This is a genomic window from Enterobacter sp. R-1.6.2 (assembly GCF_035064085.1).
Classification (GTDB): domain Bacteria; phylum Pseudomonadota; class Gammaproteobacteria; order Enterobacterales; family Enterobacteriaceae; genus Enterobacter; species Enterobacter asburiae_B.
The window spans coordinates 230,600-254,821 of record NZ_JASEYI010000002.1 but is presented as its reverse complement, the minus strand read 5'-3'; the positions used below and the strand labels follow the sequence as shown (position 1 = coordinate 254,821).

Genomic DNA, 24,222 nt, shown 5'->3' with positions numbered 1-24,222 from the left:
TTTTTGGTCCTTTTGCCGGAGTGAATGATTCAATCTTTCTGAGCATCAGAGTGCGGCAGTGCCTTGGGATGTAATTTAGAGGCATAACTCTTTCGAATCTGATGATTTTCCCACAGGCGCAGCACCAATATTCGGTCATGTACGCGCCCCCTTATCGTTGTTTTGGCGGTGGTAATACCTTGCCGGAAGATTTCGACGCGCATGGATGATAACCAGGCCATTCATTGCGCTTTCTCTCGCATCCCGGGCACTTGCATTTATCTGCCATGGCTATCTCCTTTGTAGACGCTTAGGAATCATCATCCCGGCCATCTGGCCTTTGCGCTTAATGTGTCCGTCGAGGCTGTAGCGAATGCCGTCCCAGCAGTGTTCGTAACCATCGGCGAGCTTAGGCAACACCTCTCCAGTGATTCGGTCCGTTTTGTACGACCACATGCGGGCCTCGCGCGCCACGTTCTTGCAGCGCGGATGGATGATGATTTCGTCGAAGCCGCGAAGATGCGCGATACCGTCCTCAACGCTCCCCTGCCATTTCTCGGCAGCCGAGATGTTGAAGCCCTGCCGCTTGAGGTAGCTAATCGTCTCGGGTCGAGCGGAGTCGGCCTTGATGGGCCAGTCACGCGATCCGGGAATTGTGTCGTACAGCTCCGGCATGTGGTCGAGCTCAGTCTGCTGCCCGTATGCCTCGTACTCGATGTACAGCCGGTTATGCAGGATGAACGAGCGCACCAGCGTGTTAGGGTCTTTGGCGAAACCGAAGTCGGCACCGAAGAACAGGCGATCGGACTCTTTCCATAGTTGGTCCGAGAACTCGGCAATCCGGTATTTCCCAGCCAAAACCTGCTTATCGGAGTTTTCGAGGTAGGCGCCTTCCCACACCCATGCGTATGTCGCCGGGTCGAGGCGTCGCTGATCGTTCTGTCGCTCACCTTCCAGCACGTCAGGGAACCATGGGTTATCCGTATAGTTCATCTCAACGGTGATGCAGTCTTCGCCAGCTTCTTTGCGGAAACGTTTATCCGTTGCGCTACCGTCGCGCTCCGGGTTCCACGTCACCCAAATCTCTGATCCTTCTTCACGAACGGTTGGGCTCAGCTTCTGCCATGCTATTTCACTGACTGATTCAGCCTCATCAACCCAGCAAAGCAAGATGCGCGCTTTCGACTTGATGCTGTCGAGGTTATGCCGCAGACCGCAGAACACATAGTTAACGCTCTTATCGATAGTGCGGATGTACTTCTCGCCGATATCAAAGTTGGAAGCCAGCCAGGGAACAGAGAGGATCGCCTGTTTCACTTCCTGCATGCTCGACTCTTCCAGCGAGTTCATGAACTCACGCGCGCAGAGCACCACGCCGCTTTCACCGTTCATCATCGACTGATACGCCTTTACTGCAGTCATCAGTGCGAATGTGCGCGTCTTGGCGCTACCACGCCCACCGTGCGAGCACCGGTAACGCTTATTCACGGCAGTGAACAGCGGCGCAAGCTTCGCGGGGATCGGCAGTTGAACGGCTTCACTCATGCTTTCGGCTCAACGGGGAGTAATTGGATGATGGTCGGCTGCGGAGTCATGGTTCCGTCCGGGCTGGTGTGCTCGACCTTCTGTTTGTTGCTGTACGCGTCGCCAACCTCTTTGGCGGCCTGCTCCATTAGCGAGGCAGCCAGTGCCATGTTTTTCATTCCTTCAGCGCGGCTCATCATCCGGTCAAGCGCACGTAGACGATAGGCTTTGTTGGCGATCGGGATATCGCTTAATTCGGTCTGGAAGCGTTTTCGGGTTTCGTGGAATAGCTCAACCCACTTCTGCGCCAGCCCCCTGCCGTTTGCTTTCGTCGGGTCGTGGGATTCGACCTGCTGACGAGTGATGCTCAGGCCAAATTCTTTTTTGACCAGCTCAACCACCTGGGATGGGGTATCGAAGCAGGCAAGGGACTGAACGATGAAGGCTTTGACCTCACCTTTCAGTGTCGCCATGGATTACCTGCCTGTCATAATCAGTCATATTGTTAGGCCAGCTTGAGCGTGCATGTGCCGCATGATCTGGCTATATCGATGTGAGCCACTTCAGCAGGCGCATTAGCCGCATCAACGAGCTCCTGTACTTCTTTGCTGGCACCGTATCGACGTACGACACCAGTGAATTCTTCGACGTCGTGGCCGCGGAGTGTGAGCACTGGCTTCCCGGTCTCTTTGTTGAACTTAGGCGCGCCGAAATCATCGGTGGCCTGTGCGATGTGGTAAAGCTCATGCTCTACCAGTGCGCAGAACTCGAGGTCACTGCATTGTGAGCAGTAATCAGCCGCCAGGGTGATAATGAACTTCGGGATGCGCCCGAACCATTCATGCATCTGCTGTTCCATTCGGGCTTTCTGCCAGCCACCGGCGCGTAGCATTACCTGTTCAGCCTGACCGAGAACGTAGCGCCCTTTCTTCGCGAATGAGTCAGACGCCCACATGAAGCAGAGATCAGCATCAAGCAGGTGCTCATGGTCAAGGTTATGGATGCTGCCGGTATCGCTGAGGATTTGGCGGCTTACCCACTCATGCACTTCGTTAGCGGGGATCAGCCTGGTGTATGACTGCCAGTTGTCGGAGGCGATGAAGTTAACTGGCGGATATGGCCTGCGCTCGTCATCATTAGCCATGGCTTACTCCGTAGTTTGTTCTGCCGGTTGATCTACAGGCTCGAACAGGAAGTCATCAATGCTGTCCTGGCTGAAGTAGCGCCATTTGCCGTCATCCATTGCCAGGGCAACAAAACCATTAACGATTTCTGGCTGGCTTCTGGTCATGAGCCCGGTGAAGGACTCTTTGGATTTTTTGGTGATTGTGATTCTGTAAACAGTAGCCATTTCGTTCTCCACGTGTCGCAGCTGCTGCCCTGCTTCTCAGAAGTGCTTAGCCACTTACGGCTTACCCGTCAGCAAGATGTGATCACCATCCTTGCGGGGTTACATAGATCATTATCGAAGCCCCTCAGTGAAGGGCTTCTGTAATGCCGATATTTGCCGACGCAATTCTTCGTTGGCTATCCTGCTTTCGCTTCCATCAACGCGACCATGTCAGGGTCCATCTGGCTGACGATCCGCTCACGAGCGCAATTGAGAAGCTTCTTGCGACCACCGACGCCCCACTTATTCATTGCCCGGGCACATGCGCTGACCTCTTTGGTCTCATTGGCGATCAGCAGGTCAAGTCGGTTGAGTCGGTTCATATTGCTAAGACCGTTGAGCACAGCCTCGCGGAAGGTTTCGTAAACGTGGATTTCAAACTCCGGCTTAATCCAGGCGGCATATCGAATAGCGAGTAGCTCTGCAGCCCATACGCCGGGCTCGTCACCACCGCGAATTACTCTAAGTGCCAGGTTATCTTCCATAGGACATTTTTGTCCTTTGCCTGCCAGCGCCTGAACGAAACGCTTTACTGATGCACTACGAATGAACTTGCCCGGCTTTTGAGACTCAGTAGCCTCACCTTTCAGGACGGCGGCGGCATGAAGGTCATTCAGGCTATATCGCCCCTTCTCGTCCACACGGACAGAGACACCATTCACGATCACAGTTGGATATGTCATAGCGTGTACCTTTCTTTGAGATGAACCTTTGCCGCATAGGAAATCAGCCCGTCGAGGCTCGCCAGCACTAACTGACTTCCTCAAAGGCTCATTTCAAAGGGTATGGTTCGACGTGGTTGAATGCGCTGCGGTGCGCGGTGAAATGCGGATACAAAAAAGCCCCGGCGATTGCCGAGGCTCAGAATTTTGTTTTTGACACTTGATGATTTCTCTTCAGCTGGACTGCTCACAGCATGAATGACTTTTACTACTTTCATTTCTCGAATTCAATTTATTTTTTTCTCGCTTCTTCAATTTTTCTGATCCCCGCCTTATCCAGATTGCACTGCCCCAGCGCCGTATAGAGCTGAGCGTTTAACTCCAGACTTGCCTGCCACGTGAACGGGACCATCATTCCTGGGATCGGCGTGTCTGCGGTCAGGTCAGCGCTTATCGGCACCACTGGGGCTGGCACGTAAACTGTCTGCGAATTCCCGCAGGCTGTCAGCAGCGGCAGAAGGAACAAGCTTGTTAGCGCACGGATCGCCTTCAAGCGCCTGTCTGATGTAGACAATGCGCGTCTCGCCCTTTTGAGCCAGTTCGTTCTTTGCATTCTGGGTAGCCTGTGAAATTTCACGGATGACGTTCATCGTGGTGATCACGTTGCTGGTGATCGCCTCCGATGTTTCTGCACGGACCATCGCCCTATCGCGCTGGTCTTTGTAGGCGATGGCGTTGCCGCGGTAGTGGTTAATCGCCCAAGCCATGGAAAACATCAGGCAGATAACGACAGCACAGATGATTGCTGTTAATCGGCTCACTAATCTAACCCCCAACACGCCAGCGCGCTTTCCTGGTCCCGTCTATCAACCTGACCATAGCAGCCATTCTTCTGGCCTTTGGTTAGTCGGCAATCGCGGCCACCGTCTTTAATCCACCAGCGGATTGCTTCACATGCCCCTTTACGATCACCGGCGTTGATGCGTTTATAAAAGGTAGAAGGGAAGCATTTACCAGGACCAATGTTGTACGGGCAGAATGAGGCAATCCCCGCTTTCTGCGGTTCGGTCAGTGGTACCTGGATATTGCGGTCGACCCAAGCCAGCGCCTTGTTCAGCTCGCTGGCGTTCACCTGATTACATTTCTCTGGCGATAGCCTCATACCTGGGGTAACAGGCTTGCCGTCAACCGTGGTAGCTCCCCGGCAAATCGTCCAGATGCCGCTGCCATCTTTGTACGCTGTAAGGCTGTTTCCCTCTTTCTCATTCAGAAACTGATCGAGAATGACGGATGCTGGCGCACCAGCAAGTACCAACCCCAGAACAGCAGCACTTAATTTTGCTCTGGATCCCATCACTCACCTTCCTTTTGTAATGCCTCAACGACCACGCTTGCAGCCGCAGGACGTTCGTGAAGGGGTTTATCACCAACGCCTTTCAGGTAGTCATTAACCATTTTTGTTCGCTTCTCGTCCTCTCTACGCCTGCGGTGGGCATCCACGCGACCATTGACATAGGAGGCGAACGAGATCAGCAGACCAGCGGCGCCAAAGAACATGAACACCATATCCTGAGTGGTAAAACCAATGGCTGACGCCAGAGCTGCTACCCACGCGAAGAACTGCGTGAAAATGTTCCCTGAATCATTCATTTTCATGGTCTCTCACCTCGCTATGTGCGGGTGCTGTGTGGGGAAATAAAAAAGGCTGCCCGAAGGCAGCCTGAAATAATGATCGTGATGGCTGGAGTCGAACCAGCTTCCATCTGTGCGCTGCCGATTGGGTTACGCGCGCCTTGCGGTTACTTTTCGAGAATTACAGCCGCAAAACTATTCCCTAGCTCGCCGCTGAGCTTCATCACAATGGGGATCGCTTTGCCGCGCCAGGGGAATGTGCCTGGTCTCACCGGGATGTCGTCACATACTCAAAGCGATTTCCGTTGTGTAAGAACGAAAAAGCCACCCGAAGGTGGCCTGAAATTTGACTACTGTCGCTCACCGGCGTCAGTTCTGGAAGTTTGTAAGCAGATGCTGAATACGAAAAAACCCGCCTAAGCGGGTTTTCACATGTTCCAAACGGACTCTATCAAGCAGCTTGACGCGTGCGGCGGCGACCTTGACGTTCCTGGCTTGGAGCCTGTGCGGTTTCTTCAAGAGTCGGGCCGATTTTCATCAGAAATTCCAATGCTTCGCCAGCTTTCTTGTAAGTTTGGATTGTGTCAAAAACACGTTCTCTTTTCATAGTCATACATCACCTCTAAGGAAACTGCGTTCCAAGGTAAACATACACTTCCGTGCTAACTGCATGCGTGCTTATGTTCACATGAGCATGTTAACACTTAGTATATGAAGCATCCATAACACTATAGCCATTTAGAGCGATTGTCTTAAGCTATTGATGCGATTAGCAGCTACTAATCGAAGTGCTATGGGCTTTAACATGAGTACATTGTAGCAAAGATACAAGTACCCGTAGACAAATTAGGATTCTAGTTAACCTGCACGTTCTGCAAGAACACGTTGAAAGTTATCAAAGTCACAATGCATTGCGTTTGAACCGTCTGCCAACATTTCAAAGCCAAAGCTTCGGTAGTATTCAATTTTATCTTCAACCGGTTCGATAATGCGGATTGCCTCGCCATCTACCTGGTTCATGAAGATCAATGCGGCGTATAGAGTATACAAAACCATCTTACGACGCAATGGGTGATCTTCTGTATCTTTTACGAAGTTTTCAACTGCATGTACTTCAAAGATTTTTGAGTCGATGAAGTAGGTACACAATGCCACACCCGCAGGGTAATGCTCAACAACTTTGTTTTCTTGTGATGTCACAAGCTTGATACAAAGGCTAAAGCAATCATCACGATTACCAACTTCAGTGATGTACCACTCCCAATTCAGCTCACCATAAGCTCTGGCAAGTGATCCGGCATCAATATCGCTTAAAGGTCCGACGGCTAAATCAATTCCACGCTGGTCCATATAGGACTGAAGCGTGTTATAGGTAAGTTGGGCAACTTCTTCTAATGATAGCATTCAGTGCTGGCTTTAAAGTCGTAAATCGGGAGCTTAGATTACCACTTCAAGTAGGCAGAAACATTAAACAATTCAAGAAAAATGCGATCGCAATGAGTTTTATCTCATTTCGTTAGCCATATTGAACACGGGGATAACTTAAATGGAAAAAGCCCAAGGCGTTAACCTCGGGCTTGAATTCTTTGTGTCGACAATCAAAGCTATGGCGACGATATCAGATTTACATGAAATATATGCGTTTCAATCCAGTTTTGCAAGACTTCTGTCGAAATTTGTCGCCTTTTGTTGTGAACGTGATCGCGTAACCTGCAACAAAGCTCCGCTGTCCAGGCGCAGGAAGATGCGCCTCATCTCAACCCAGCGGTCCGTAAACGTCTCTGACCAGTTCTTTGGCGTTACGCCAACCAGAGACGCCAGCGCCTGATATTCGTACGTCTCACGCCCCACCAACTCCGCTTTGACGTCCTGGGCCGCCAGCCAGATAAGCTTCTTCAGGCGCTCCATCGTTTTTCCGGCCACCTTCTTCGCGCCGAGGTGCTCCCGGAACTCAGCCCAAGCCCACTGAGTGATCGCCACCTGGTACTCGAACCGGATGTTCTCGCTGTAGTTCCACAGCAGCCATGCTTTCTGGTGGTCTTCAAGCGACAGGACAGCGCGGCGCCAGGATGCGGTAACGAACTCAACCGGCCCCACCAGCGCGATTGACGATCCCTTGGCGCGAGACTGGCTACCGCTCATTGCCGGGCCGTCAGGGTTAACTTTTCGGCCGGTGACCGGGTCAGTGATTTTCTTACGCCCCCGGCTGCGCGCGGTCGCGGTGAATTGCGCGTTCTCGGCGAAGGCCACCAACTGCCCTTTCGGCGCCCCGCTCAGATCTGCGGTCGCCACAATGAGCTGCTGACGTACGTATTCCAGTTGCTGACTGTTCATGCGGCTTCCTTATGTGGCTGGTTGGTTTTGGTCTGGCTGTGCTTTGCTAGTCAACCAGAATCATGCCTACGCAGCCTTTCTCGCGCTTAATTCGACGGCATTCGGTAACGATATGCCCCAGTGACAGGCCAGGAGTGTCGTCGATGTACAGCATGTCGATTTCACTCAGTCTCCCAGCTGTGGCGATCGCCTTCTTAAAGTCGCCGTCGTAGTCGCCCTGGTACTGGTCATCGGCGTCATCCGTAGCGGGCATGTAAAAAATGCTCGGGTTAATGCCCGACTTCTGACCAACCAGCTTTTCAAGGATCTGGTCTCCAGGCATTTCGAGGCTGAACATCAGCGCTGGCTTTTTCTCACGAACCGCGCAGTTGATCGCCATCTGCCCGTACAGGGTTGTCTTGCCCATCTTTGGCCTTGCGCCAATCACGAACAGAGAGCCTTTAACCAGACCTTTCGGCGCCAGCAGCCGGTCGAGTGACGGGATACCGGTACTCATACCGCGCTGTTCACCTGAAGGGTCAAACCGTTTCTCTAGATCCGCTACCCAGTCATCCATAACCTCGCCGAAAGACCTCAACCCCCGACGACTGCCGGTTTTTGAATGGTCTGCGAGCTGGGTGAAAATACCCTGAATGGCCTCGTACTTCTGCGTAGCGCTCATGCCGTTGCGGGAATACAGCAGTTCGGTAGCTTCGGTCAGGCGGTTGATACCGTAGCGCTCCATTGCGGCTTCCCGGACTGATGCTGCGTAAGCCACGATGTTTGCAGCGCTGGGAGTGTTCTTGGCGATCTCAGCCAGGTAAGCAAAGCCACCTACCTGCTCCGCAAGGCCTTTGCCCTCAAGGGCGTCGAACAATGTCAGGCCATCTACTGGCTTGTTGTCACGAAACATCTGGCGCATCTCGGCAAAGATCACCTGGTGAGGTCGGCTGTAGAACGACTCAGGCTTGAGCATCGCCAGAACCTTCTGGACTCGCTCGCTGTTGTCATCATCCAGCAGCAGGCCACCGATAACGCTCTGCTCTGCTTCGAGGTTTTGTGGTACAGCCATGAAATCAGCGGTCATCACGATCCCCCTCGCGCACTTCGATGTAGAGCTTTTCGGTCAGGAACTTATCGAATTTCATGCGGCGCCAGGTCTTCCCGGATTTCTGGTCTGGTCGGTCTTCAAGCATCCAGCGGCAGTTCTGAGCGATGTAGCGCAGATAGCTTCTGAAACCGTCCATATCCATCGGCTTACCGTCCAGGTTGCGGGCAATTTTGTTGGCCTTACCCCAGAAGGTGCGGATCAGATTGCGTCGCTCATCAGTGAGGCATCTCCATCCCCGGGCTTCAGGCAGTTCGTCTTTCAGGCATTGCCATACTTCATCGCATGACAAACGGGACTTTTTCTCTTCAGCGGGTTTCTGGTCATTTGCGACATACTTACTACCGTTAGGTAGTAAGTTATTTAATATATTGTTATCTGTGGACACTGGCTGGACATCGGCTGGACACTCCACCTCCACAGGCATTGGTACTACTGCGTTTGGGCTGGACACCGGCTGGACATCGGCTGGACAAAAATTTGACTGATATTCGTCATATTTGACCACTTTTAGAACAGTAAAACGGTTGTTTGATTTGGTGGTGATCATGCCCAGATTCTGGAATTTACGGAGCAGTGATTTAACGCGATCAGCGGTCAAACCCGTTTCCATTGCCAGCGTGTTTCGCCCGGTAATGAACTCTCCGCGTTCGCAGATCACATCGCCGACATCAGTCGATACCAGTGTCTGTTCGTGATTAGCGCGCAGGAGCAGGTGAACCCATAAATGAGCCGCCTCAGCGTCCTTGTAGAACGGCACATCCATAATTTTACGGTGCAGCAAGGCAAACCCCTTACCGTCATTCGTGCGCGGTTTCTGGAGCCTTCTGGCCTCTCTGGCTTCGGCTAAATTGGATACGTTACCCACGGCCACTCTCCTTACGTTTCAGCTCTTCCAGGATGGCGCGCATCTTCTCTGCCACAATCGGATTAACCGAGCGGATGAAGCGGTCGCGGGTTATGTTTTTATGTACAGCGGTATGGTAATAGCGTGGATTTTTTGCCATTATTCCTCCTGCAACTACTGTCGTTTTTGCACCAGAAAGTCGGTTCTGTTCGCGCAGACCGGCTTTCGCCATTTCTGTAGTTCTCACATAACCCCCAGCATTGAAGTGACCATGGCCATCAGCGGCGCGGTCAGGTCCGGGTCGACACGGAACATCTCTACGATCCCCTCACTGAGTTCCTTGAGCTTCTGGTGACGCGGGGCGTTCATCGCAACGGCCACTTTCGCCTCACTCGTTTCCTTCTCAAGTCGTGCTAAGCGGGACATGAAGCTGTCCTCTGGGAGAAGTCGATGGCGGTACTCCAGCGGCAGGGCGGCCATGATTGCCGGGGCCAGCTGGCGAATGTTGTTGGCGGCGTATTCGGTGTCGCCATCAATCCAGCGGAATACCTTCTGCATCTGGCGGTGCGAGTCAGTCGGGATATCCAGACCGGTGCCGCCGGTTGCCCGCCACTCTTCAACAATCAGCGCCGCGACAAATTCACGGCTGCGGCAATCAGCTGCCCAGGCGCGAACAGCTGCGCGGATCCCATCGATGTTTAACGCCCTGGAATCAGGTTCCCGGCGATTCTGGTAAATCATCGCAGTTGGCGAAAATTTGTTACCTTGTTGATACGCAAGTGAATGCATTGCTTTCCCTTTCGTTGTTAGGGCCGCCGGTTAGGCGGCGTTATTGTCGGCCGGTGACGGGAACAGCGTCGGCAAATCAGGGCGAATCTGGTAGGCCTGAATCTCGCCACCAGTTGCTTTTACGATGCTGTTCACATGCTCCGGAGAAACCCTCGCTTTGTTGTGTAGCCACTTGTAAACCGCCTGCTGCGACACTGCGCACGCTTCACCAAGGGCTTTTTGTGACCCGACGATGGTGATAGCGGTTTTAATGGTTGGGTTCATAACAACCTCCATAGTGAATATAAACGAAGAATAAAACTATGGTTGTATTTAGTCAACAACCATTTTCGTTTGATGGAATAAAACCACGGTTGTACATTTAACCTTATGAAAACGACACTTGCTGGAAGACTGAAAGAAGCACGCGCGGCACGAGGCCTGACACAAAAGGCGCTCGGGGATCTCGTGGGTGTTAGCCAGGCGGCTATTCAGAAAATTGAAACAGGAAAAGCCAGCCAGACCACCAAGCTTGTGGAAATTGCTAACGCGCTCGGGGTAATGCCTGATTGGCTCAGCTCTGGAGAAGGGGCGATGCTTAATGACGGAAAGCAATCAGGGGCAGCTTTATTAACTAATGCAGCTTCGGACGTATTCCGCGTAGACGTTCTCGACCTCACTGTTAGTGCGGGACCGGGATCATTCATGATTTCTGAGTTTGTAGAAGTTCTGCATGCTATTGAGTTCACAAATGAGCATGCCCGCGCCCTCTTCGGCAATCGCGCACAGCATGATGTGAAGGTGATGACTGTAGACGGTGACAGTATGTGTCCAACGATTCAGTCTGGTGATCGCCTCTTCTTCGATGTGTCAGTGAGGAACTTCAAGGTTGACGGAGTATACGCATTTGTCTTTGGGCAGCACTTCCATGTTAAGCGTCTGCAAATGCAGGGCCTGCAATTAGCCGTGCTTTCAGATAACCCGGCTTACAAAGACTGGTATGTAACAGAAGAGAATCAGGACCAGCTCTACATCATGGGAAAAGCGCTGATCCATGAATCGATAGCTTACAACAAACTGTAGCAGTGGCCTGATGAGGTGTTTGGGTGATAAGAGAATATCTGATAGTAGGCGTGGTTACTTTGCTCTCGGTTGTTGCGATCGTGCTTATGGTGGCCTGATGAGACTTTTGGATAGAGACGAAGCTGCGGCTGGTTTAAGTTCCTTTCTGCGGAATTAAGATTATGATTTATGAAAAGGTTTTATTTGTTTATACCACTTTATTGCAGGAAGGAATGGCGGCTGCCGGTTTTAACACTCCAAACGTGGTTCTTTTTGATGTTGACCCACTTAAGATCTATTCATTAGTCGTAACCTGCGGATTTTTAACAGATACATCTAAAATTTACTGGAACGAGATTGACGTAACCTTTAATGATAAATCTGTCATTGATCCTGCATTCGATGGTGAAAGTACTTTCAACGTATTAGGTAGTGGATATCCAAACAAAGACCACTACTCCTCCGTTTCTTCTTTCTACCTGAAAGGCATAAGGTTAACGAACCCAGGTTTATACACTGCGAAGGTTTCCCTCTATGACAGCGGGGCAGACGGGAAAAAGGGAAATCTAATTGATGTTAAGGAAAGTCACTTTATCGTAGCGGGGGATTTTGAGTAGATGGGAGAGCTTTTTAAATTAAACAGGCCTAACCTTGAAAACAAAAATTATGCACCTCATAATACTGAGCATGGTAGCGGCAGTGGCGGAGGTGACGATATGCTTCAGAGAGTGAAAGAGCTTGAAACAAAAGTCGCAACCCTTGTAACCGATGTTGCAATCATCAAAGACAAGCTAGCCTCAAAAGAAGATATTCAGTCAGTAAAGACAGAGCTACATAAAGAGTTGAATGCTCAAACATGGAAAATCATTACAGCTCTAGTCATAACTGTGCTTATAGCTGTCTTTTCTAAATACTTTATCAAATGACCCGGGCGCCAGGCCGGGTTTTAATGCTTACTTCACAGCCTTACTACCTTTCCGCACCAACTCCGCCGCATCCCTGTTAGCCCCCTTACCTATCACGTTTCCCGTTTCCTTCCGGTACCGTTCCAGCTTGTCGATGATGTTTTGCTGGGTCATAGGTAAATCTGCCAGTGACAACTCCATGACCGCCCGCCCCATGGCGTGAACCATCATGTTCACTCTTTCTTCATCCAAGTCCATTACCCACTCCTTTTTGATGTTTTTTCAAACATACCATCATCGGAGCTAAAAATAAATTTCGTTTAAAAACAACCAAATAAAACCACATTAATCATTAATACAACTATTGTTGTTGACGATAAAACAACTATGGTTTTTAATAAGCCCATCGAAACGAAACATCGACAGCTGAGCGAAGTTAGCCAGCGGCGGACAGCAAGTCGCCTGCTCATTAAGAATTCAGTCAAGCAGTAAATCACCCGGAGCGCTCCTGGCAAATTGAAATGGCGCCCAATGGGATTGAGGCAGGTGTGTAACGCGTGGCGGGTATAGCACACGAAGAGGACTCCGCACCGGAATGGTTTGCTGCTCAGTTCCCGAACATCGGGGAATCTTTACCAGCAGCTCTTTGCGAGGGGCTGACGGTAAACAATCAGAGGGGTGTATATGTCAGATAAAAAAACGGCGCCACTACTGCTTAACGTAGACGCCAGCGAGGTGCTTACTCAGACCGGGGAGCTTTTAAAGCTATTAGAACTTCCAGCCAGTTCCTTTCAGGGAATTCCTGAGCATGTCGTCGATCTGTTTTTTGACCGTGTCCGTGGCCTGATTGACAACATCGTCCTTAGTGATTTCTCGACCACAGTCAGCACAACTGACGCCGGTGAAATTTGTCTCAAAGTCAAAATCATCGGGCTGGTTGAACATCTCACTTCCGCAGTCAGGGCACACGGTCCGCATGGTTTGCATGAATATATCCTTTCTACTGTTGGGGAGATTAAAGAGTAAGCGATTTCTTGCTGTTGGGGAATAGCGGGAAAGCGCGCGCCGGGCGCGGATAAACATCCCGGCACTAACTGGAATGTTTTGGGCTGGCAGACGGTTATCAGCTAGTTGGTGAGGTAATGGCTCACCAAGGCGACGACGGCCCTCCCTGCTGCTTGAAAGTGGGGAGCCAGCACCAAAGCATTTCTCCCGCATCAGCGGGTAACGACAGAGGGTGAGGCGATGGCAATAGATGCGACGTTAAAAGTTAAGCAAATTAACTCTATTAACCCATACGGCGACGGATGGAATAGGCATATGGAAATCGATATCGACAGTATCGAGTTAGTTGAATGTGTTAAGCCTGAAGAAATTATTTCTGAGTACACGGCGGAATCACTTCTTGATGCAATGGATGAATCTGATGTGGTTCGCTGGCTTGAAAACGAAGGTTACACAGTAACAAACGATTGACCCGCTCCGGCGGGTTTTTTATCGGGCATACCTCAGCAACTTCACAGAGGTTGCTTAGTTATGACAACCGGCGGTCATCCACCGCCCATTGAAACACATAAAAGTGCGTTGAAGTCTTGTATTAACCGTTCCGTTCGCCGCGATAAGGCCAAGAGGATTTATGAGCAATAAAACTGGAGGGCGCGCTTTCCCGTGCGATTCTATCGTGGAGCGCGACGAAGTTGGTCACTTACATGGTTTCGAAGTCAGCTCTGGCGGCATGACATTGCGCGATTATTTCGCTGCAAAAGCGCTGATAGTTGCTGCGCGAGGTGCTGATGGAGAGCCTGAAGGGGCCTACTTCGAAACTGTTGATGGGATAGCATCAAGAGCTTACCTGCTGGCTGATGCAATGCTCCACGCCCGGGAGGCATCATGACAGTCACCCATAACGGCAAGCAGTACACCGCCAAAAAGCTCAACGATAACGAGTGGCAGCTGACGTCGGTATCGAACCCGCGTGAAAAGCTGACGCTGAACCGCTGGACATGAAGCTGGCTGGACTCCTGGAACAGGTTGAGGTGAAGGTATGATGCACCACTACGGCACCACCCCGCTCATTCGTCAGTGCATCACGCCCGGCATGATGGCAATGCATGAAGGTCGCACCTATCGCGTCTCAGCAGTCATTCAGGAGCGCAAATGGGTGTACCTTCACACCGATGCAGAAATCATACGCCTAAGTGACTGCGTAATTGACGTTCTTCTGGACGGTCACGGCAACCCTATCCAGCACTAACCACCCTATTCAACCGATCGGCCTGGCATTACGCGGGCGGCATCTGCACATCCAAATTTCAGGAGAAACCATGAGCGAAGTAACGGACTTAACTGTCATCGAAATCAAGCCGGAACAGGCCCCAGTGCTTTACGTAGCGGGCGGCCTTGACGCGTACCTTGAGCAAATCCGCCAGGCTGTAAACGAAGTGCCGGACCTGTCCACGAAGAAAGGCCGTGACCGTGTTGCCTCTCTGGCAGCGCAGGTGTCCCGCAGCAAGACGGCAATCGAAAAGCCGGGCCGTGAGTACCTGAAGCGCCTGAAAGAGGCTGTGCGTCCGGCTGAGGCCGAAATTAAGCGATTCGTTGATGCCTGCGACGAGCTGCGCGATGCGACCCGCCGCCCACTCACCGAATGGGAAGCCGAGCAGGAACGCATTAAGGCTGAAGAAGCCATGAACGCGATGCACGCCGAAGCGCTGGAGATGAACATCAGGTTCGATCAGGAGCTGGCTGCCAAGTTCGAAGCGGACCACGAAATGGCTCTACTGATGAACAAGGATTTTGACCGTGACCGCGAAGAGCAGCGCCGTCTGGCGGAACAGGCTCAGCGTGAGCACGAAGAGCGCATTAAGCGCGAAGCAGCAGAACAAGCCCGCCGCGATGCCGAAGCGAAGCACAAAGCGGAGATTGAAGCCGCAGCGCGCCGTGAAGCCGAAGAGAAAGCCCGCGCTGAATTGGCGGAACGCCAGCGCATCGAAGCGGAACAGCGTGCGGAACGCGAGAAGAAGGAAGCAGAAGCTCGGGCGGAGCGCGAAAAGGCTGCAGCGGTTCAGGCTGAGCGCCTTAAGGCAAAGCAGGCAGAAGAGAAGCGCCTGGCCGAAGAAAAGAGAGTTGCCAATGAGGCAGCAGCGCGTGCGGCTAACATCGCTCATCAGAAGCGCATTAACAACGAAGCCAAGGATGATTTTGTTAAAGGCGGAATTCCGGAAGAGTTTGCTCGAAAAGCCGTTGAGCTGCTGGCTAAACGGCAAGTCAGAAACAGCTCAATCAATTATTGAGGCAACCATGAACTCATACCTCACTTACGACCGCATCGAAGATCGGCGCTGGGTGGAGCAGCAGCTTACCGACGAGAAAGAGAAGTGGATCGACGACCGGGCGAAAGAACTGATCGCCATGTTCCCGAAAGACCCACTTTCAATGCGCTCTCTCTTCCTTCCAGGAGCAGCCACTCTGGCGCTAACCGGTGATAAGGCACTTGAGCATTACAACGACTATATCACTCGACTTTGCTACGACCGTGCAGAAGAAGAGTGGGATCGCCTTCATCCATCCTGCCCGTTTTAATTTTTGAGGGATTTAACAATGAGTACTGCACTTTCCACCATGGCCGGGAAACTGGCCGCACGCCTCGGCATGGATGCCGGTACAGACCTGATGAATACGCTGAAGAATACAGCGTTCAAAGGTGGCAACGTCACGGACGAGCAGTTTACAGCCCTACTGATCGTCGCCAACCAGTATGGCCTGAACCCATGGACCAAAGAGATTTACGCATTCCCAGATAAAGGCGGGATTGTTCCGGTCGTCGGCGTTGATGGATGGGCTCGCATTATTAACGAACACCCTCAGTTTGACGGCATGGAGTTCTCATATGACAAGGAGGAAGGCGCGTGCACCTGCAAGATTTACCGCAAAGACCGTAAGCACCCGACCATCGTCACCGAGTACATGGGAGAGTGCAAACGCAACACTCAGCCATGGCAGTCCCACCCTACCCGCATGCTTCGCCACAAGACGCTGATCCAGTGCGCGCGTCTGGCCTTTGGTTTCGCTGGCATCTTCGACCAGGACGAGGCAGAGCGAGTTATTGAAGGAACAGCGGCAGAGGTTCATGCGGGCCATGAATCAGATAGCCGTCGCCCGGATCTGATCGCAAAAGGTGAGTCCGCCGCGCGCCTTGGAACAGTCAAGTATCAGGAGTTCTGGGTGGCGCTGAGCGCTGAAGAGAAGCAGGTTATCGGCGCAGTTGAGAAGCGACGCATGTATGACATGAGTCTTGCTGTCGACAACGCCGAACCTGTCAATGTCGCAGAGACGGAGGCTGAATGATGGAGCAACGCACCCCTGAATGGTTTGCTGCGCGCTGCGGCAAGGTCACTGCCAGTCGCCTGGCTGATGTCATGGCCCGGACTAAGTCGGGCTACTCCACCAGCCGCCAGAACTACATGGCCGAGCTGATTTGCCAACGGCTGACCGGGAAGCTGGAGGAAGGGTTTTCGAATGCCGCGATGATGCGCGGCACTGAACTTGAGCCAGTGGCCCGCGAAATGTACGCGCTGAATGAGTTCGATGCGGAAATCACTGAGGTTGGACTCATCGATCACCCAACCATACCCGGATTCGCAGCCAGCCCGGACGGACTTGTCAACGACGACGGGCTTATCGAAATCAAATGCCCCAACACCTGGACCCATCTTGAAACGCTGAAAACTGGCGAGCCAAAGCGCCAGTACATGCTGCAAATGCATGCGCAGATGATGTGCACCGGGCGGAAATGGTGTGATTTCGTTAGTTTCGATGATCGCCTGCCGCCTGACCTCGCCTATTTCAAGAAGCGCATTCATTTCGATGAAGAGCTGGCGCGCGAAATCGAGTCTGAGGTTAAGTGCTTCATTGCAGATCTGGAATCTGAAATCCAGAAAATCACAGAGCGTGCAGCATGAAACGCACACCCTTCTATCGCCGGCCCGGGCGAACCGGGCAATTCTCAGGGCTCCGTGAGCGCGTTATCTGGATGATTCAGACGCGCGGCCGCCCGGTAACTGGTAGCGAAATCGCCGAGAAGTTTGGCGTAACGCTCATCGAGTTTAACCGGGTCGCAAACGGCATCACCCGCGGCACCGGACAGATAGCGCAGATCGTTGAGTCGGCAAAATGGATCAACGAGGACGGCATCTGCGACCGGACATTCGACCTGGTCACGAAGCCAAAGGTCGTAACACCACAGGGTAAATCACGGCTGTCCACCCGGCGCGCCATTGAGCAATCGCAGGAAGGCAGGCGGCAGGAGTGCATTGAACGTGCAGAACGCCGTAGCCGCCTGATTGCTCAGGGCCTCTACATCGACGAAATGGAGTCCATCCTATGACTCACGCTCACGACGACATCATGGTTGGCACACTGTGCCTTCCCTTCATTGGTAACGGCTGGCTAATGCCATGGGGTGAAGTGGTCAGCAATCCATTAAAGGCGCAGCGGCTCGCTGAGGAATATCGGGAAAGGCAGGAGGCGGCATGACAGCGAAATACTCACTTCTGTATGTCGATCCGCCATGGTCTTACGGCAACACCATCAGTAACGGGGCCGCTGCCGATCACTACTCCACCATGAAGTTAATCGATATCAAGCGTCTGCCAGTGTGGGAACTTGCCGCCGAAAACGCGGTGCTGGCGATGTGGTACACCGGCACGCATAACCAGGAGGCTATCGAACTGGCCGAGGCCTGGGGATTTACAGTTCGCACGATGAAGGGCTTTACCTGGGTGAAGCTGAATCAGAATGCCGAACTGCGCATCAACAAGGCGCTGGCTGAGGGTGAAGTCACCGACTTTTACGACTTCCTCGATCTGCTTAACGCCGAGACGCGCATGAACGGAGGAAACCACACCCGGGCCAATACCGAAGATCTGCTGATTGCTACCAGCGGCGCCGGGCTGGAACGAAAGCACGCCGGGATTAAGCAGGTGGTCTACAGCCCGCTCGGCGCGCACAGCGAAAAGCCATGGGAAGTGCGCCACCGGCTAGAGCTGCTTTACGGTGAAGTGCCACGCATTGAACTGTTTAGCCGCAGCGCAGCGCCAGGATGGGATGCTTGGGGGAATGAAGTTGATGGCGATGTGAAGCTTGTTCCTGGGAGATATGAAAATGCCGAGTAGAAACTGCCCTGAATTAACTGCCGAAATGGTTAGAGAGCTTCTGGAATATGACCCCACAACAGGGCTGCTGACCTGGAAGACTTGTCGCAAAAAAGTCCAGAAAGGTAGTGTTGCTGGCTCGGTTTGTGGGAACGGTAGAAAGCTTTACGTCAAAGTTAGGATTGGCCGCCTCTATCGCGCGCATCGTCTCATTTGGCTGATAGTGACAGGTGAATGGCCAAAGTATCACATCGATCATGTTGATAATGACGGAACGAACAACCGATGGTCCAATTTGCGTTTGGCTACGCTAAATCAGAACCAGCACAACCGAGAGTTAAGCAGAGCGAATTTAACGGGATATAAAGGCGTCTCTCGGGCTAATAACTTATCAAAACCATACCGTGCAAATATCACAATAGGCCGTGAGCGCCGCCACCTTGGCTACTACCGTTCGGCTGAAGAGGCCGCTCATGCTTACGACGAATCTGCTCGCGAGCTATTCGGCGAATATGCGCGACTTAACTTTCCGCATGAAAACGAGTTAGCCGCCAGAAAATTGCTACCCGGCTGCGCCATCGATGTTGTGAAAACGGGGGCAGCATGACGCCAGAAAATGACAACGCCATACGCGCCGCCTGCCGCCGCCGCACCGAGGAAATCCAGCAGGCCATGCGCAAGAAGCCAAAGCCAAACTGGAACGAAACGGTGCCTCCCATCATCAACAAGCATCACAAGAAAATTGAATCTCTGGGAGTTAGCCTCCTGGAGTTCGTCGTTTACACAGGGCGGCTTAATCGCCGCTTCGGAGTGGAATCGTGAAAGTTTATATTGCCGGGCCGATGAGCGGCCTACCTAATTTTAACCGTGCCGCTTTTAACCATGCGCATTTTCATCTCTGGTCGAAAGGCCATATTGTTCTGAATCCCGCCCGTCTACCAGATGGATTAACCCAGGCCGAGTACATGGACATCACCGACTCAACCGCAACGCCGTATCAGCTGAGCGTTGTGAAGAATGCGACGAACCAATTCCCGAGCCGCGGCGCGCTGCCGTTCCCGGCTGCCAAACGTGCGCCAGTTGCCAGGCTGATCTGGAGCTTATACGCAAGCAAAGGGGGTCTTGATGGATTACGCCATGCTAACTGACGATGAAATCAATGCGTTGGTAATAAAGCAACTTATCCTCACGGGCTTTTACACCGACGATCCGCAGGAAGTTAGCCACCGCCAATACGTTAGCGATGGATGGTGCTGGGGCCGAGGTACAGAAACTGGACTGCGCAACAAAGACGGCTCTGTTTTCGTTACTCACCAGAACGGACATCGCCTTGATTTTTGCAATGACGCCGATGTGGCCTGGCAGCTGATCGCCAAGCACAGAATCTCCATCGAGTTTGACGGTGACCACAGCACAGAGCCACAAACTACCTGGTGCCATACGCGAAACCTGGACCGGACTTGCGGTACTGATTACCAGAAGAACCCCCTGCGCGCCGCGATGATTACCTTCCTCTTAATGCAGGAGCTTCCCGATGTTCCAGCTAATTCAACGAGGTCAGATTTACGCTGACCAGCATGGTTGGCCTGTAATCATCCACAGCTGCACTTCTCAGATAGTCCGCTACTGGCGATAGGGCCGGATAAACACCGCTTCAATCGACCGTTTTAACAATGATTTTGAGCACCTCGATCACCATGAGGCGGCACAGATACGCGCCGAACTGGAGACGAGCGAGCACATTAAATCGCTGCGTGCCCGGCGCGCGGCATGAGGAGAGTGCGTGAAAACTTACGAATCGAAGAAATCACAGTTCACCAGAAACCTGATCCGGCGGCGCCACGCTGAATGGTCAGAAAAGACCTTCGGTAATGTCGGCCCTATCGGACCGCTGAAACACCTTTCGAAAGAAGCGCTGGAAGCTGCCGCCGATCCTGGCGACCTCAGCGAGTGGGCTGATATGCAGTTCCTGCTTTGGGACGCGCAGCGGCGCGCCGGTATCACAGATGAGCAAATCACCGCGGCGCTGGAAGAAAAGCTGAAGGTGAATATGGCTCGCCAGTGGCCGGAGCCGAAAGACGGCGAACCGCGCCTTCACATCAAATCATGACGCAACTGATAGCCAGTTATGAGCTGGCTATTGGGTGCGAAAGCACTGCAACGTCATCCCTTTTGCCCTCCGCTGTGAGGGCATTCTTTTTGGGAGTTCACCATGCATTCAAACCCCATGACCTGGCTCATCGCCGCATTTATGGCGCTGGGCGCTCTCATCTCATTTCTTCACGAACCGGAAGGTGTGCAATGGCTGCTTTTAATGTGGGCGCAATAGTCCAGAAGAAGACCGGAGGAATTCATGGCGTGGTGGATAGCCTGCAGGATCCGGACGGCGACCATCCGCAGTTCTGGGTGCGGTGGGACGACAGAAATTATTCAGTGCATACGAAAAATGAATTACGCGCGGCCACGCCAGACGGTCCGCAGTTTTATAAAACGATGTCATAGGAGGGGAGATGGTTGAAGCCAAAACGCTAACCGCCAGACAGGCGGCTGAACTCCTTATAACCTCGAAGCGTACCGTCTATCGGCTCATCGACTCCGGCCAACTCGCCGGGAAGAAGATCGGGAACAAATACCGCACGACCGACGTCGCCTGTATTGCGTATTTACATGACCCGCGCGATCCTGTTTCCGCGAGCGCGGGTGAACATAAAGGAGAAATTTTATGTCAATCACCCTCAGAGGCGGCGTCTGGCACTGTCATTTCGTTACGCCGTCAGGGAAAAGAATTAGACGATCTCTTGGCACGGGGGACAAGAAACAAGCGCAGGAGCTGCACGACAAGCTGAAGGCTGAAGCGTGGCGGGTGGATAAAATCGGGGAACTGCCGACGAGGACGTTTGAGGAATGTTGCATCAGGTGGATCCGAGAGAAAGAGCATAAGCGGTCCCTCGATGACGATAAGACCAAAATAGAATACTTCCTTCGGCATTTCTCCGGCCGGGATATTTCGACCATCACGGCGGACCAGATAAACGAAGCAGTTTCGAAGATGGTCAACCGCAAGCACATCCAGGTGTGGGAGTCGCGCCGGGACGCAGCTATACGCCGGGGAAAGGAGCCGCCGCCGTACACTGAAAAGCCGGTAAGCCAGGCCACAAAGAGCCAGCACCTGTCTTTTATGCGATCGCTGCTGAAAACTGCAGCTAATGACTGGGGATGGATAAAGTCGGCCCCCGTCATTAAGACCAAAAAGCCAATCAGCAAACGCATCCGCTGGCTGACCAGGGAAGAGGCAGAACGGCTTATCGCCTGCATGCCGGAGTCGATAAAGCCGGTGGTGATATTTGCGCTGGCAACCGGCCTGCGCCGCTCCAACATCATTGATCTGGAGTGGCAGCAGGTCGATATGCAGAGAAAGGTTGCATGGGTAAATCCGGAGAACGCGAAGGCGGGCAAGGCTATCGGCGTGGCTCTGAATGATACCGCATGCAGGGTGTTAAGGGATCAGATCGGGAAAAGTTCCAGGTGGGTATTCGTTCACACGAAACCATCGACGCGCCCGGATAAAACTGTCACACCCGCGGTCCGGAAAATGCGTGTGGATGATAACAGCGCCTGGCGCATTGGCCTGGCAAAAGCGGGTATAGAGGACTTCCGTTTTCACGACCTCAGGCATACCTGGGCGAGCTGGCTAATTCAGTCCGGAGTGCCGCTGTCCGTTCTGCAGGAAATGGGGGGCTGGGAGTCAATCGAAATGGTCCGTCGTTATGCTCACCTGGCGCCGAATCATTTAAGCGAGCACGCACGGAAAATAGATGCCATTTTTGGCAACCATGACACAAATACGACACAAGGAGAAAATCAGGCTGGTTTAAAACTGGCGTAAGTGCCTGTTTCTAAATGGCACGCCCTGTAGGATTCGAACCTACGACCTACGGCTTAGAAGGCCGTTGCTCTATCCAACTGAGCTAAGGGCGCACTGATATGCGTGTACTTCGCGGTGGTGAAACGCGAAGAATTATACGGTCAATGGCAGGTGAGTCAATGCCTTTTCCGTTTTCAGGGCCAATTACCGCTAGCCGATTGTAAATACGGCTATTTTCTCAACATTTCGCCCTGTTTCACCGTAAAATTTAGCGCTGCGAAAAGGCTTAGTTGCATTTAAGTAACGCCTGCTGTTTTCCTGACCGTCAGCTCGTCACACTAGAGTCAGGTATCCCGGCCGCCTGGAGGCTGACAGACAACAGGACAATGGAGTGACAGCGCAAAACCTGATCGATACGCCCCCCCGGTTACAGTACATTTCTCAGGACATCGTCGGCATTAAGCTTGAGCCCATCGTCGCCCTTTCCTCCTTGCGCCAGGTTGGCGTGGAGGTCCTTAGCGTTCTGTCCGACACGCGGGACAGCGAGAACTTTTTTTGCGATCGCTCCGCAGAGTGGTCGATAACGCTGCTTGAAGCGCAGCTTGCCGCGTTAAAAAATACGCCGCGCGGTCATAATCTTTTTATTAATCTGCCGATAACCGTCCTGACAGAGCCCGCGTCTTTTCAGCGACTTATCCGGTTGCCAGGCGTGCCGCTCAATATTGAGATTGTCGACCTCGCGTCCTTTTTGGCGCTTTCCCTCGTACAGAAGCAGCATGTCGTTCAAAATTTGCGGCAACTTTGCAGACAGGGACACGCAATCTGGCTTGATGACGTGGATGACGTCACAGTGCAGTCGTTTTTATCCTGCCGACTCCCGTTAAGCGGCATCAAAATAGATAAGGAAGCATTCTGGCGTTTACGCGACACCCCTGCGCTGAGGCAACTGGTTTCCCTTTGCTTTCAGCTTGCCGGGAAAGTGCTTATTGAAGGTATTGAGACTGAACGCGATCGTACCTGGGCACTGCAGGCAGGCGCAGACCTCGGCCAGGGATATTACTGGCCGTCCTGGACATGGCCGGAGGATTAAAAAGCCATTTCCAGGAGGGAGACCATGCGAATGACAGTGCGCCGTTACCGGCGGCGGCGTACAGGAAGTGATGCACTGGGATTTACGCGCTCACCTTTTGCTCCCCCCTTTTTCGACCGGCTCGAATTTTTGAGCCAGTCCATCAGCCAGCCCCGCAAAACCGACGCCCCGTTTATCCTTCTGGTGACGGAGGATCACTACCTGCGCACCGGTTTTCTCAACGGGCAGTTTCCCCTGAGCAGCTGCTGCGACTACGCCACGCTGGACGACGCCCTTATCGCTCAGACGCAGTGGCCCTCAGCCCGTCTGGTCGTGGATATTGAAAGCCGATCCACGGGGCTTCTGGAGAAACTGGATCAGTTGAGACGGCATAGCCTGTTTCCTCCGTTCCTGACGCCCTGGCTGTTGGTCCGGGCCGATAATTACGACACCCGCCTCTTCTGCAAAGCGGCAGGTCCCTTTCATGTGCTCGAACGTCAGCTGAACGCCGCCGCGCTCCAGCACAGCCTGCAGGATCCCCTCCCTCCGCCGGGAACCGAGAAAGACTGGTTCTCGCGCAACGAATGGCCCATTCTGCAGGAGCTATCCCGGGGCAAGACATTGCGTCAGATTGCCCTTATGCAGAATCGCCCCTATAGCCGCATTATCTATCGTCTCAGCTGCATCCTGCTGAAGCTGGGGCTAAGCCATCGCCAGGAATTGCTGCATCTTCTTAATAACCTCTCAGACTGCACGTTTTCACTCACCTCCTAACCCCTTATTTCCTAAAGCGGTTTAAGAATTTACTTACCACTTGCGTTGCGTAAATGTTAATTTTTAACAATAAAATCGAATTTATAACTATTCCTAATTCATGGGCGTGAACCTTGTGAAATGCCACAGATTAGCGGAACGGCAGCACTTTCCTCCATCCGTTAAGCGAATG

Annotated in this window: 39 protein-coding genes, 1 tRNA gene and 6 pseudogenes; 26 read left to right on the top strand and 20 right to left on the bottom strand. The window is 52.6% G+C overall.

Features of this window, described 5'->3' with window-relative positions; translation table 11 throughout:
• Positions 1–29: 29 nt before the first annotated feature.
• The 18 genes and pseudogenes from QMN93_RS03115 to QMN93_RS03030 all read right to left on the bottom strand — a co-directional run bounded on the left by QMN93_RS03115 (position 30) and on the right by QMN93_RS03030 (position 10,508).
• Positions 30–221 carry a hypothetical protein gene (locus QMN93_RS03115; RefSeq protein WP_323630722.1) on the bottom strand — a complete coding sequence of 64 codons (192 nt, stop codon included), beginning with the start codon at positions 219–221 and terminating at the stop codon, positions 30–32.
• A 49-nt stretch (positions 222–270) separates the two neighbouring features.
• The gene (locus QMN93_RS03110) at positions 271–1,524 is read right to left on the bottom strand and encodes a phage terminase large subunit (protein ID WP_323619368.1); all 1,254 of its coding nucleotides are present in this window, start codon (positions 1,522–1,524) and stop codon (positions 271–273) included.
• A complete protein-coding gene (locus QMN93_RS03105) occupies positions 1,521–1,976 on the bottom strand; it encodes a DUF2280 domain-containing protein (protein ID WP_323619369.1) in 456 nt (151 codons plus the stop codon). Before QMN93_RS03105 ends, QMN93_RS03110 begins: the two co-directional genes overlap by 4 nt.
• 32 nt (positions 1,977–2,008) lie before the next feature.
• Positions 2,009–2,647: a putative metallopeptidase gene (locus QMN93_RS03100; protein ID WP_323619370.1), complete on the bottom strand. Its 639-nt coding sequence runs from the start codon at positions 2,645–2,647 to the stop codon at positions 2,009–2,011.
• Positions 2,648–2,650: 3 nt separating this feature from the next.
• Complete coding sequence (locus tag QMN93_RS03095) at positions 2,651–2,854, bottom strand: hypothetical protein (RefSeq protein ID WP_323619371.1); 204 nt, start codon at positions 2,852–2,854, stop codon at positions 2,651–2,653.
• A gap of 176 nt (positions 2,855–3,030) precedes the next feature.
• The gene (locus QMN93_RS03090) at positions 3,031–3,576 is read right to left on the bottom strand and encodes a KilA-N domain-containing protein (RefSeq protein WP_323619372.1); all 546 of its coding nucleotides are present in this window, start codon (positions 3,574–3,576) and stop codon (positions 3,031–3,033) included.
• A gap of 422 nt (positions 3,577–3,998) precedes the next feature.
• Positions 3,999–4,331: a DUF2570 domain-containing protein gene (locus QMN93_RS03085; protein WP_323619373.1), complete on the bottom strand. Its 333-nt coding sequence runs from the start codon at positions 4,329–4,331 to the stop codon at positions 3,999–4,001.
• A 44-nt stretch (positions 4,332–4,375) separates the two neighbouring features.
• Positions 4,376–4,909, bottom strand: a complete 534-nt coding sequence (locus tag QMN93_RS03080) for a lysozyme (protein WP_323619374.1) — start codon at positions 4,907–4,909, stop codon at positions 4,376–4,378.
• Positions 4,909–5,211 (bottom strand): hypothetical protein, encoded by a 303-nt coding sequence (locus tag QMN93_RS03075; protein ID WP_000783336.1) that lies wholly within the window; start codon positions 5,209–5,211, stop codon positions 4,909–4,911. The genes QMN93_RS03080 and QMN93_RS03075 overlap by 1 nt, the downstream gene beginning before the upstream one ends.
• Positions 5,212–5,638: 427 nt before the next feature.
• The gene (locus QMN93_RS03070) at positions 5,639–5,794 is read right to left on the bottom strand and encodes a hypothetical protein (protein WP_162185056.1); all 156 of its coding nucleotides are present in this window, start codon (positions 5,792–5,794) and stop codon (positions 5,639–5,641) included.
• A gap of 251 nt (positions 5,795–6,045) precedes the next feature.
• On the bottom strand, positions 6,046–6,591 hold the full coding sequence (locus tag QMN93_RS03065; RefSeq protein ID WP_323619377.1) for a hypothetical protein: 546 nt from the start codon (positions 6,589–6,591) through the stop codon (positions 6,046–6,048).
• A 240-nt stretch (positions 6,592–6,831) separates the two neighbouring features.
• Positions 6,832–7,521, bottom strand: a complete 690-nt coding sequence (locus QMN93_RS03060; RefSeq protein ID WP_323619378.1) for a bacteriophage antitermination protein Q — start codon at positions 7,519–7,521, stop codon at positions 6,832–6,834.
• A gap of 49 nt (positions 7,522–7,570) precedes the next feature.
• Positions 7,571–8,587: pseudogene (locus QMN93_RS03055) on the bottom strand (DnaB-like helicase N-terminal domain-containing protein); the annotation flags it as partial.
• Complete coding sequence (locus tag QMN93_RS03050; protein WP_023294192.1) at positions 8,577–9,476, bottom strand: hypothetical protein; 900 nt, start codon at positions 9,474–9,476, stop codon at positions 8,577–8,579. The pseudogene QMN93_RS03055 and the gene QMN93_RS03050, both read right to left, overlap by 11 nt.
• Positions 9,469–9,615 (bottom strand): hypothetical protein, encoded by a 147-nt coding sequence (locus QMN93_RS03045; protein ID WP_015571544.1) that lies wholly within the window; start codon positions 9,613–9,615, stop codon positions 9,469–9,471. The genes QMN93_RS03050 and QMN93_RS03045 overlap by 8 nt, the downstream gene beginning before the upstream one ends.
• A pseudogene (locus QMN93_RS03040) lies at positions 9,610–9,687 on the bottom strand (replication protein); the annotation flags it as partial. The pseudogene QMN93_RS03040 and the gene QMN93_RS03045, both read right to left, overlap by 6 nt.
• An 11-nt stretch (positions 9,688–9,698) precedes the next feature.
• Positions 9,699–10,244 (bottom strand): toxin YdaT domain-containing protein, encoded by a 546-nt coding sequence (locus QMN93_RS03035; protein WP_323619380.1) that lies wholly within the window; start codon positions 10,242–10,244, stop codon positions 9,699–9,701.
• 30 nt (positions 10,245–10,274) lie between these two features.
• Positions 10,275–10,508, bottom strand: coding sequence for a helix-turn-helix domain-containing protein (locus QMN93_RS03030; protein ID WP_054830129.1), 234 nt, complete (start codon positions 10,506–10,508; stop codon positions 10,275–10,277).
• A 105-nt stretch (positions 10,509–10,613) separates the two neighbouring features.
• On the opposite strand from QMN93_RS03030, the gene QMN93_RS03025 reads away from it, so the two are divergent.
• The 3 genes from QMN93_RS03025 (at position 10,614) to QMN93_RS03015 (ending at position 12,211) form a co-directional block, all read left to right on the top strand.
• Complete coding sequence (locus QMN93_RS03025; RefSeq protein WP_015571542.1) at positions 10,614–11,306, top strand: helix-turn-helix transcriptional regulator; 693 nt, start codon at positions 10,614–10,616, stop codon at positions 11,304–11,306.
• A 161-nt stretch (positions 11,307–11,467) separates the two neighbouring features.
• Entirely contained in the window at positions 11,468–11,902 is a 435-nt protein-coding gene (locus QMN93_RS03020) for a hypothetical protein (protein WP_054830130.1), read from the top strand.
• On the top strand, positions 11,903–12,211 hold the full coding sequence (locus tag QMN93_RS03015) for a hypothetical protein (protein WP_225381483.1): 309 nt from the start codon (positions 11,903–11,905) through the stop codon (positions 12,209–12,211). It abuts the gene before it with no gap.
• Between the two features lie 27 nt (positions 12,212–12,238).
• Here the strand turns inward: QMN93_RS03015 and QMN93_RS03010 are convergent, their stop codons facing one another.
• Positions 12,239–12,448 (bottom strand): hypothetical protein, encoded by a 210-nt coding sequence (locus QMN93_RS03010; RefSeq protein WP_054830145.1) that lies wholly within the window; start codon positions 12,446–12,448, stop codon positions 12,239–12,241.
• Between the two features lie 426 nt (positions 12,449–12,874).
• On the opposite strand from QMN93_RS03010, the gene QMN93_RS03005 reads away from it, so the two are divergent.
• The 21 genes and pseudogenes from QMN93_RS03005 to QMN93_RS02905 all read left to right on the top strand — a co-directional run bounded on the left by QMN93_RS03005 (position 12,875) and on the right by QMN93_RS02905 (position 22,228).
• Positions 12,875–13,216: a hypothetical protein gene (locus QMN93_RS03005; protein WP_072253670.1), complete on the top strand. Its 342-nt coding sequence runs from the start codon at positions 12,875–12,877 to the stop codon at positions 13,214–13,216.
• A 219-nt stretch (positions 13,217–13,435) separates the two neighbouring features.
• On the top strand, positions 13,436–13,666 hold the full coding sequence (locus QMN93_RS03000; RefSeq protein WP_045899640.1) for a hypothetical protein: 231 nt from the start codon (positions 13,436–13,438) through the stop codon (positions 13,664–13,666).
• Between the two features lie 160 nt (positions 13,667–13,826).
• On the top strand, positions 13,827–14,084 hold the full coding sequence (locus QMN93_RS02995; protein WP_032668229.1) for a hypothetical protein: 258 nt from the start codon (positions 13,827–13,829) through the stop codon (positions 14,082–14,084).
• 150 nt (positions 14,085–14,234) lie between these two features.
• Positions 14,235–14,444 (top strand): cell division protein FtsZ, encoded by a 210-nt coding sequence (locus tag QMN93_RS02990; RefSeq protein WP_103856788.1) that lies wholly within the window; start codon positions 14,235–14,237, stop codon positions 14,442–14,444.
• 70 nt (positions 14,445–14,514) lie between these two features.
• Positions 14,515–15,483 carry a hypothetical protein gene (locus QMN93_RS02985; protein ID WP_323619385.1) on the top strand — a complete coding sequence of 323 codons (969 nt, stop codon included), beginning with the start codon at positions 14,515–14,517 and terminating at the stop codon, positions 15,481–15,483.
• Between the two features lie 7 nt (positions 15,484–15,490).
• Positions 15,491–15,772 carry a host nuclease inhibitor GamL gene (gene gamL, locus QMN93_RS02980; RefSeq protein ID WP_323619388.1) on the top strand — a complete coding sequence of 94 codons (282 nt, stop codon included), beginning with the start codon at positions 15,491–15,493 and terminating at the stop codon, positions 15,770–15,772.
• A gap of 18 nt (positions 15,773–15,790) precedes the next feature.
• Positions 15,791–16,537: a phage recombination protein Bet gene (gene bet / locus QMN93_RS02975; RefSeq protein WP_109963117.1), complete on the top strand. Its 747-nt coding sequence runs from the start codon at positions 15,791–15,793 to the stop codon at positions 16,535–16,537.
• Entirely contained in the window at positions 16,534–17,151 is a 618-nt protein-coding gene (locus tag QMN93_RS02970; RefSeq protein ID WP_323619390.1) for a lambda-exonuclease family protein, read from the top strand. Before bet ends, QMN93_RS02970 begins: the two co-directional genes overlap by 4 nt.
• Complete coding sequence (locus tag QMN93_RS02965) at positions 17,148–17,576, top strand: regulator (RefSeq protein ID WP_323619392.1); 429 nt, start codon at positions 17,148–17,150, stop codon at positions 17,574–17,576. The genes QMN93_RS02970 and QMN93_RS02965 overlap by 4 nt, the downstream gene beginning before the upstream one ends.
• The gene (locus QMN93_RS02960; RefSeq protein WP_047357022.1) at positions 17,573–17,725 is read left to right on the top strand and encodes a DUF1317 family protein; all 153 of its coding nucleotides are present in this window, start codon (positions 17,573–17,575) and stop codon (positions 17,723–17,725) included. The genes QMN93_RS02965 and QMN93_RS02960 overlap by 4 nt, the downstream gene beginning before the upstream one ends.
• Positions 17,722–18,363, top strand: coding sequence for an MT-A70 family methyltransferase (locus tag QMN93_RS02955; RefSeq protein ID WP_323619395.1), 642 nt, complete (start codon positions 17,722–17,724; stop codon positions 18,361–18,363). Before QMN93_RS02960 ends, QMN93_RS02955 begins: the two co-directional genes overlap by 4 nt.
• On the top strand, positions 18,347–18,949 hold the full coding sequence (locus QMN93_RS02950; RefSeq protein WP_193139619.1) for an HNH endonuclease: 603 nt from the start codon (positions 18,347–18,349) through the stop codon (positions 18,947–18,949). The genes QMN93_RS02955 and QMN93_RS02950 overlap by 17 nt, the downstream gene beginning before the upstream one ends.
• The gene (locus QMN93_RS02945) at positions 18,946–19,164 is read left to right on the top strand and encodes a hypothetical protein (RefSeq protein ID WP_323619398.1); all 219 of its coding nucleotides are present in this window, start codon (positions 18,946–18,948) and stop codon (positions 19,162–19,164) included. Before QMN93_RS02950 ends, QMN93_RS02945 begins: the two co-directional genes overlap by 4 nt.
• A pseudogene (locus QMN93_RS02940) lies at positions 19,161–19,316 on the top strand (DUF4406 domain-containing protein); the annotation flags it as partial. The gene QMN93_RS02945 and the pseudogene QMN93_RS02940, both read left to right, overlap by 4 nt.
• 2 nt (positions 19,317–19,318) lie before the next feature.
• A pseudogene (locus QMN93_RS02935) lies at positions 19,319–19,468 on the top strand (TraR/DksA C4-type zinc finger protein); the annotation flags it as partial.
• Positions 19,468–19,914, top strand: a complete 447-nt coding sequence (locus tag QMN93_RS02930; protein WP_193139622.1) for a phage protein NinX family protein — start codon at positions 19,468–19,470, stop codon at positions 19,912–19,914. The pseudogene QMN93_RS02935 and the gene QMN93_RS02930, both read left to right, overlap by 1 nt.
• Positions 19,877–20,116 (top strand): annotated as a pseudogene (locus QMN93_RS02925) (DUF4222 domain-containing protein). Before QMN93_RS02930 ends, QMN93_RS02925 begins: the two are co-directional and overlap by 38 nt.
• Positions 20,117–20,182: 66 nt before the next feature.
• Positions 20,183–20,446: pseudogene (locus tag QMN93_RS02920) on the top strand (dATP/dGTP pyrophosphohydrolase domain-containing protein); the annotation flags it as partial.
• Between the two features lie 197 nt (positions 20,447–20,643).
• Complete coding sequence (locus tag QMN93_RS02915; protein ID WP_182383132.1) at positions 20,644–20,844, top strand: hypothetical protein; 201 nt, start codon at positions 20,644–20,646, stop codon at positions 20,842–20,844.
• Between the two features lie 8 nt (positions 20,845–20,852).
• Positions 20,853–21,188, top strand: a complete 336-nt coding sequence (locus tag QMN93_RS02910; protein WP_071978126.1) for a helix-turn-helix domain-containing protein — start codon at positions 20,853–20,855, stop codon at positions 21,186–21,188.
• Complete coding sequence (locus QMN93_RS02905) at positions 21,071–22,228, top strand: tyrosine-type recombinase/integrase (RefSeq protein WP_239695466.1); 1,158 nt, start codon at positions 21,071–21,073, stop codon at positions 22,226–22,228. Before QMN93_RS02910 ends, QMN93_RS02905 begins: the two co-directional genes overlap by 118 nt.
• A 15-nt stretch (positions 22,229–22,243) precedes the next feature.
• On the opposite strand, the gene QMN93_RS02900 is transcribed toward QMN93_RS02905, so the two are convergent.
• Positions 22,244–22,320 (bottom strand) — tRNA-Arg (locus QMN93_RS02900).
• 278 nt (positions 22,321–22,598) lie between these two features.
• On the opposite strand from QMN93_RS02900, the gene QMN93_RS02895 reads away from it, so the two are divergent.
• Both QMN93_RS02895 and QMN93_RS02890 read left to right on the top strand, forming a co-directional pair.
• Entirely contained in the window at positions 22,599–23,297 is a 699-nt protein-coding gene (locus tag QMN93_RS02895; RefSeq protein WP_182383131.1) for an EAL domain-containing protein, read from the top strand.
• Positions 23,298–23,321: 24 nt separating this feature from the next.
• Entirely contained in the window at positions 23,322–24,050 is a 729-nt protein-coding gene (locus QMN93_RS02890) for a response regulator transcription factor (protein WP_047061272.1), read from the top strand.
• Positions 24,051–24,222: the final 172 nt, after the last annotated feature.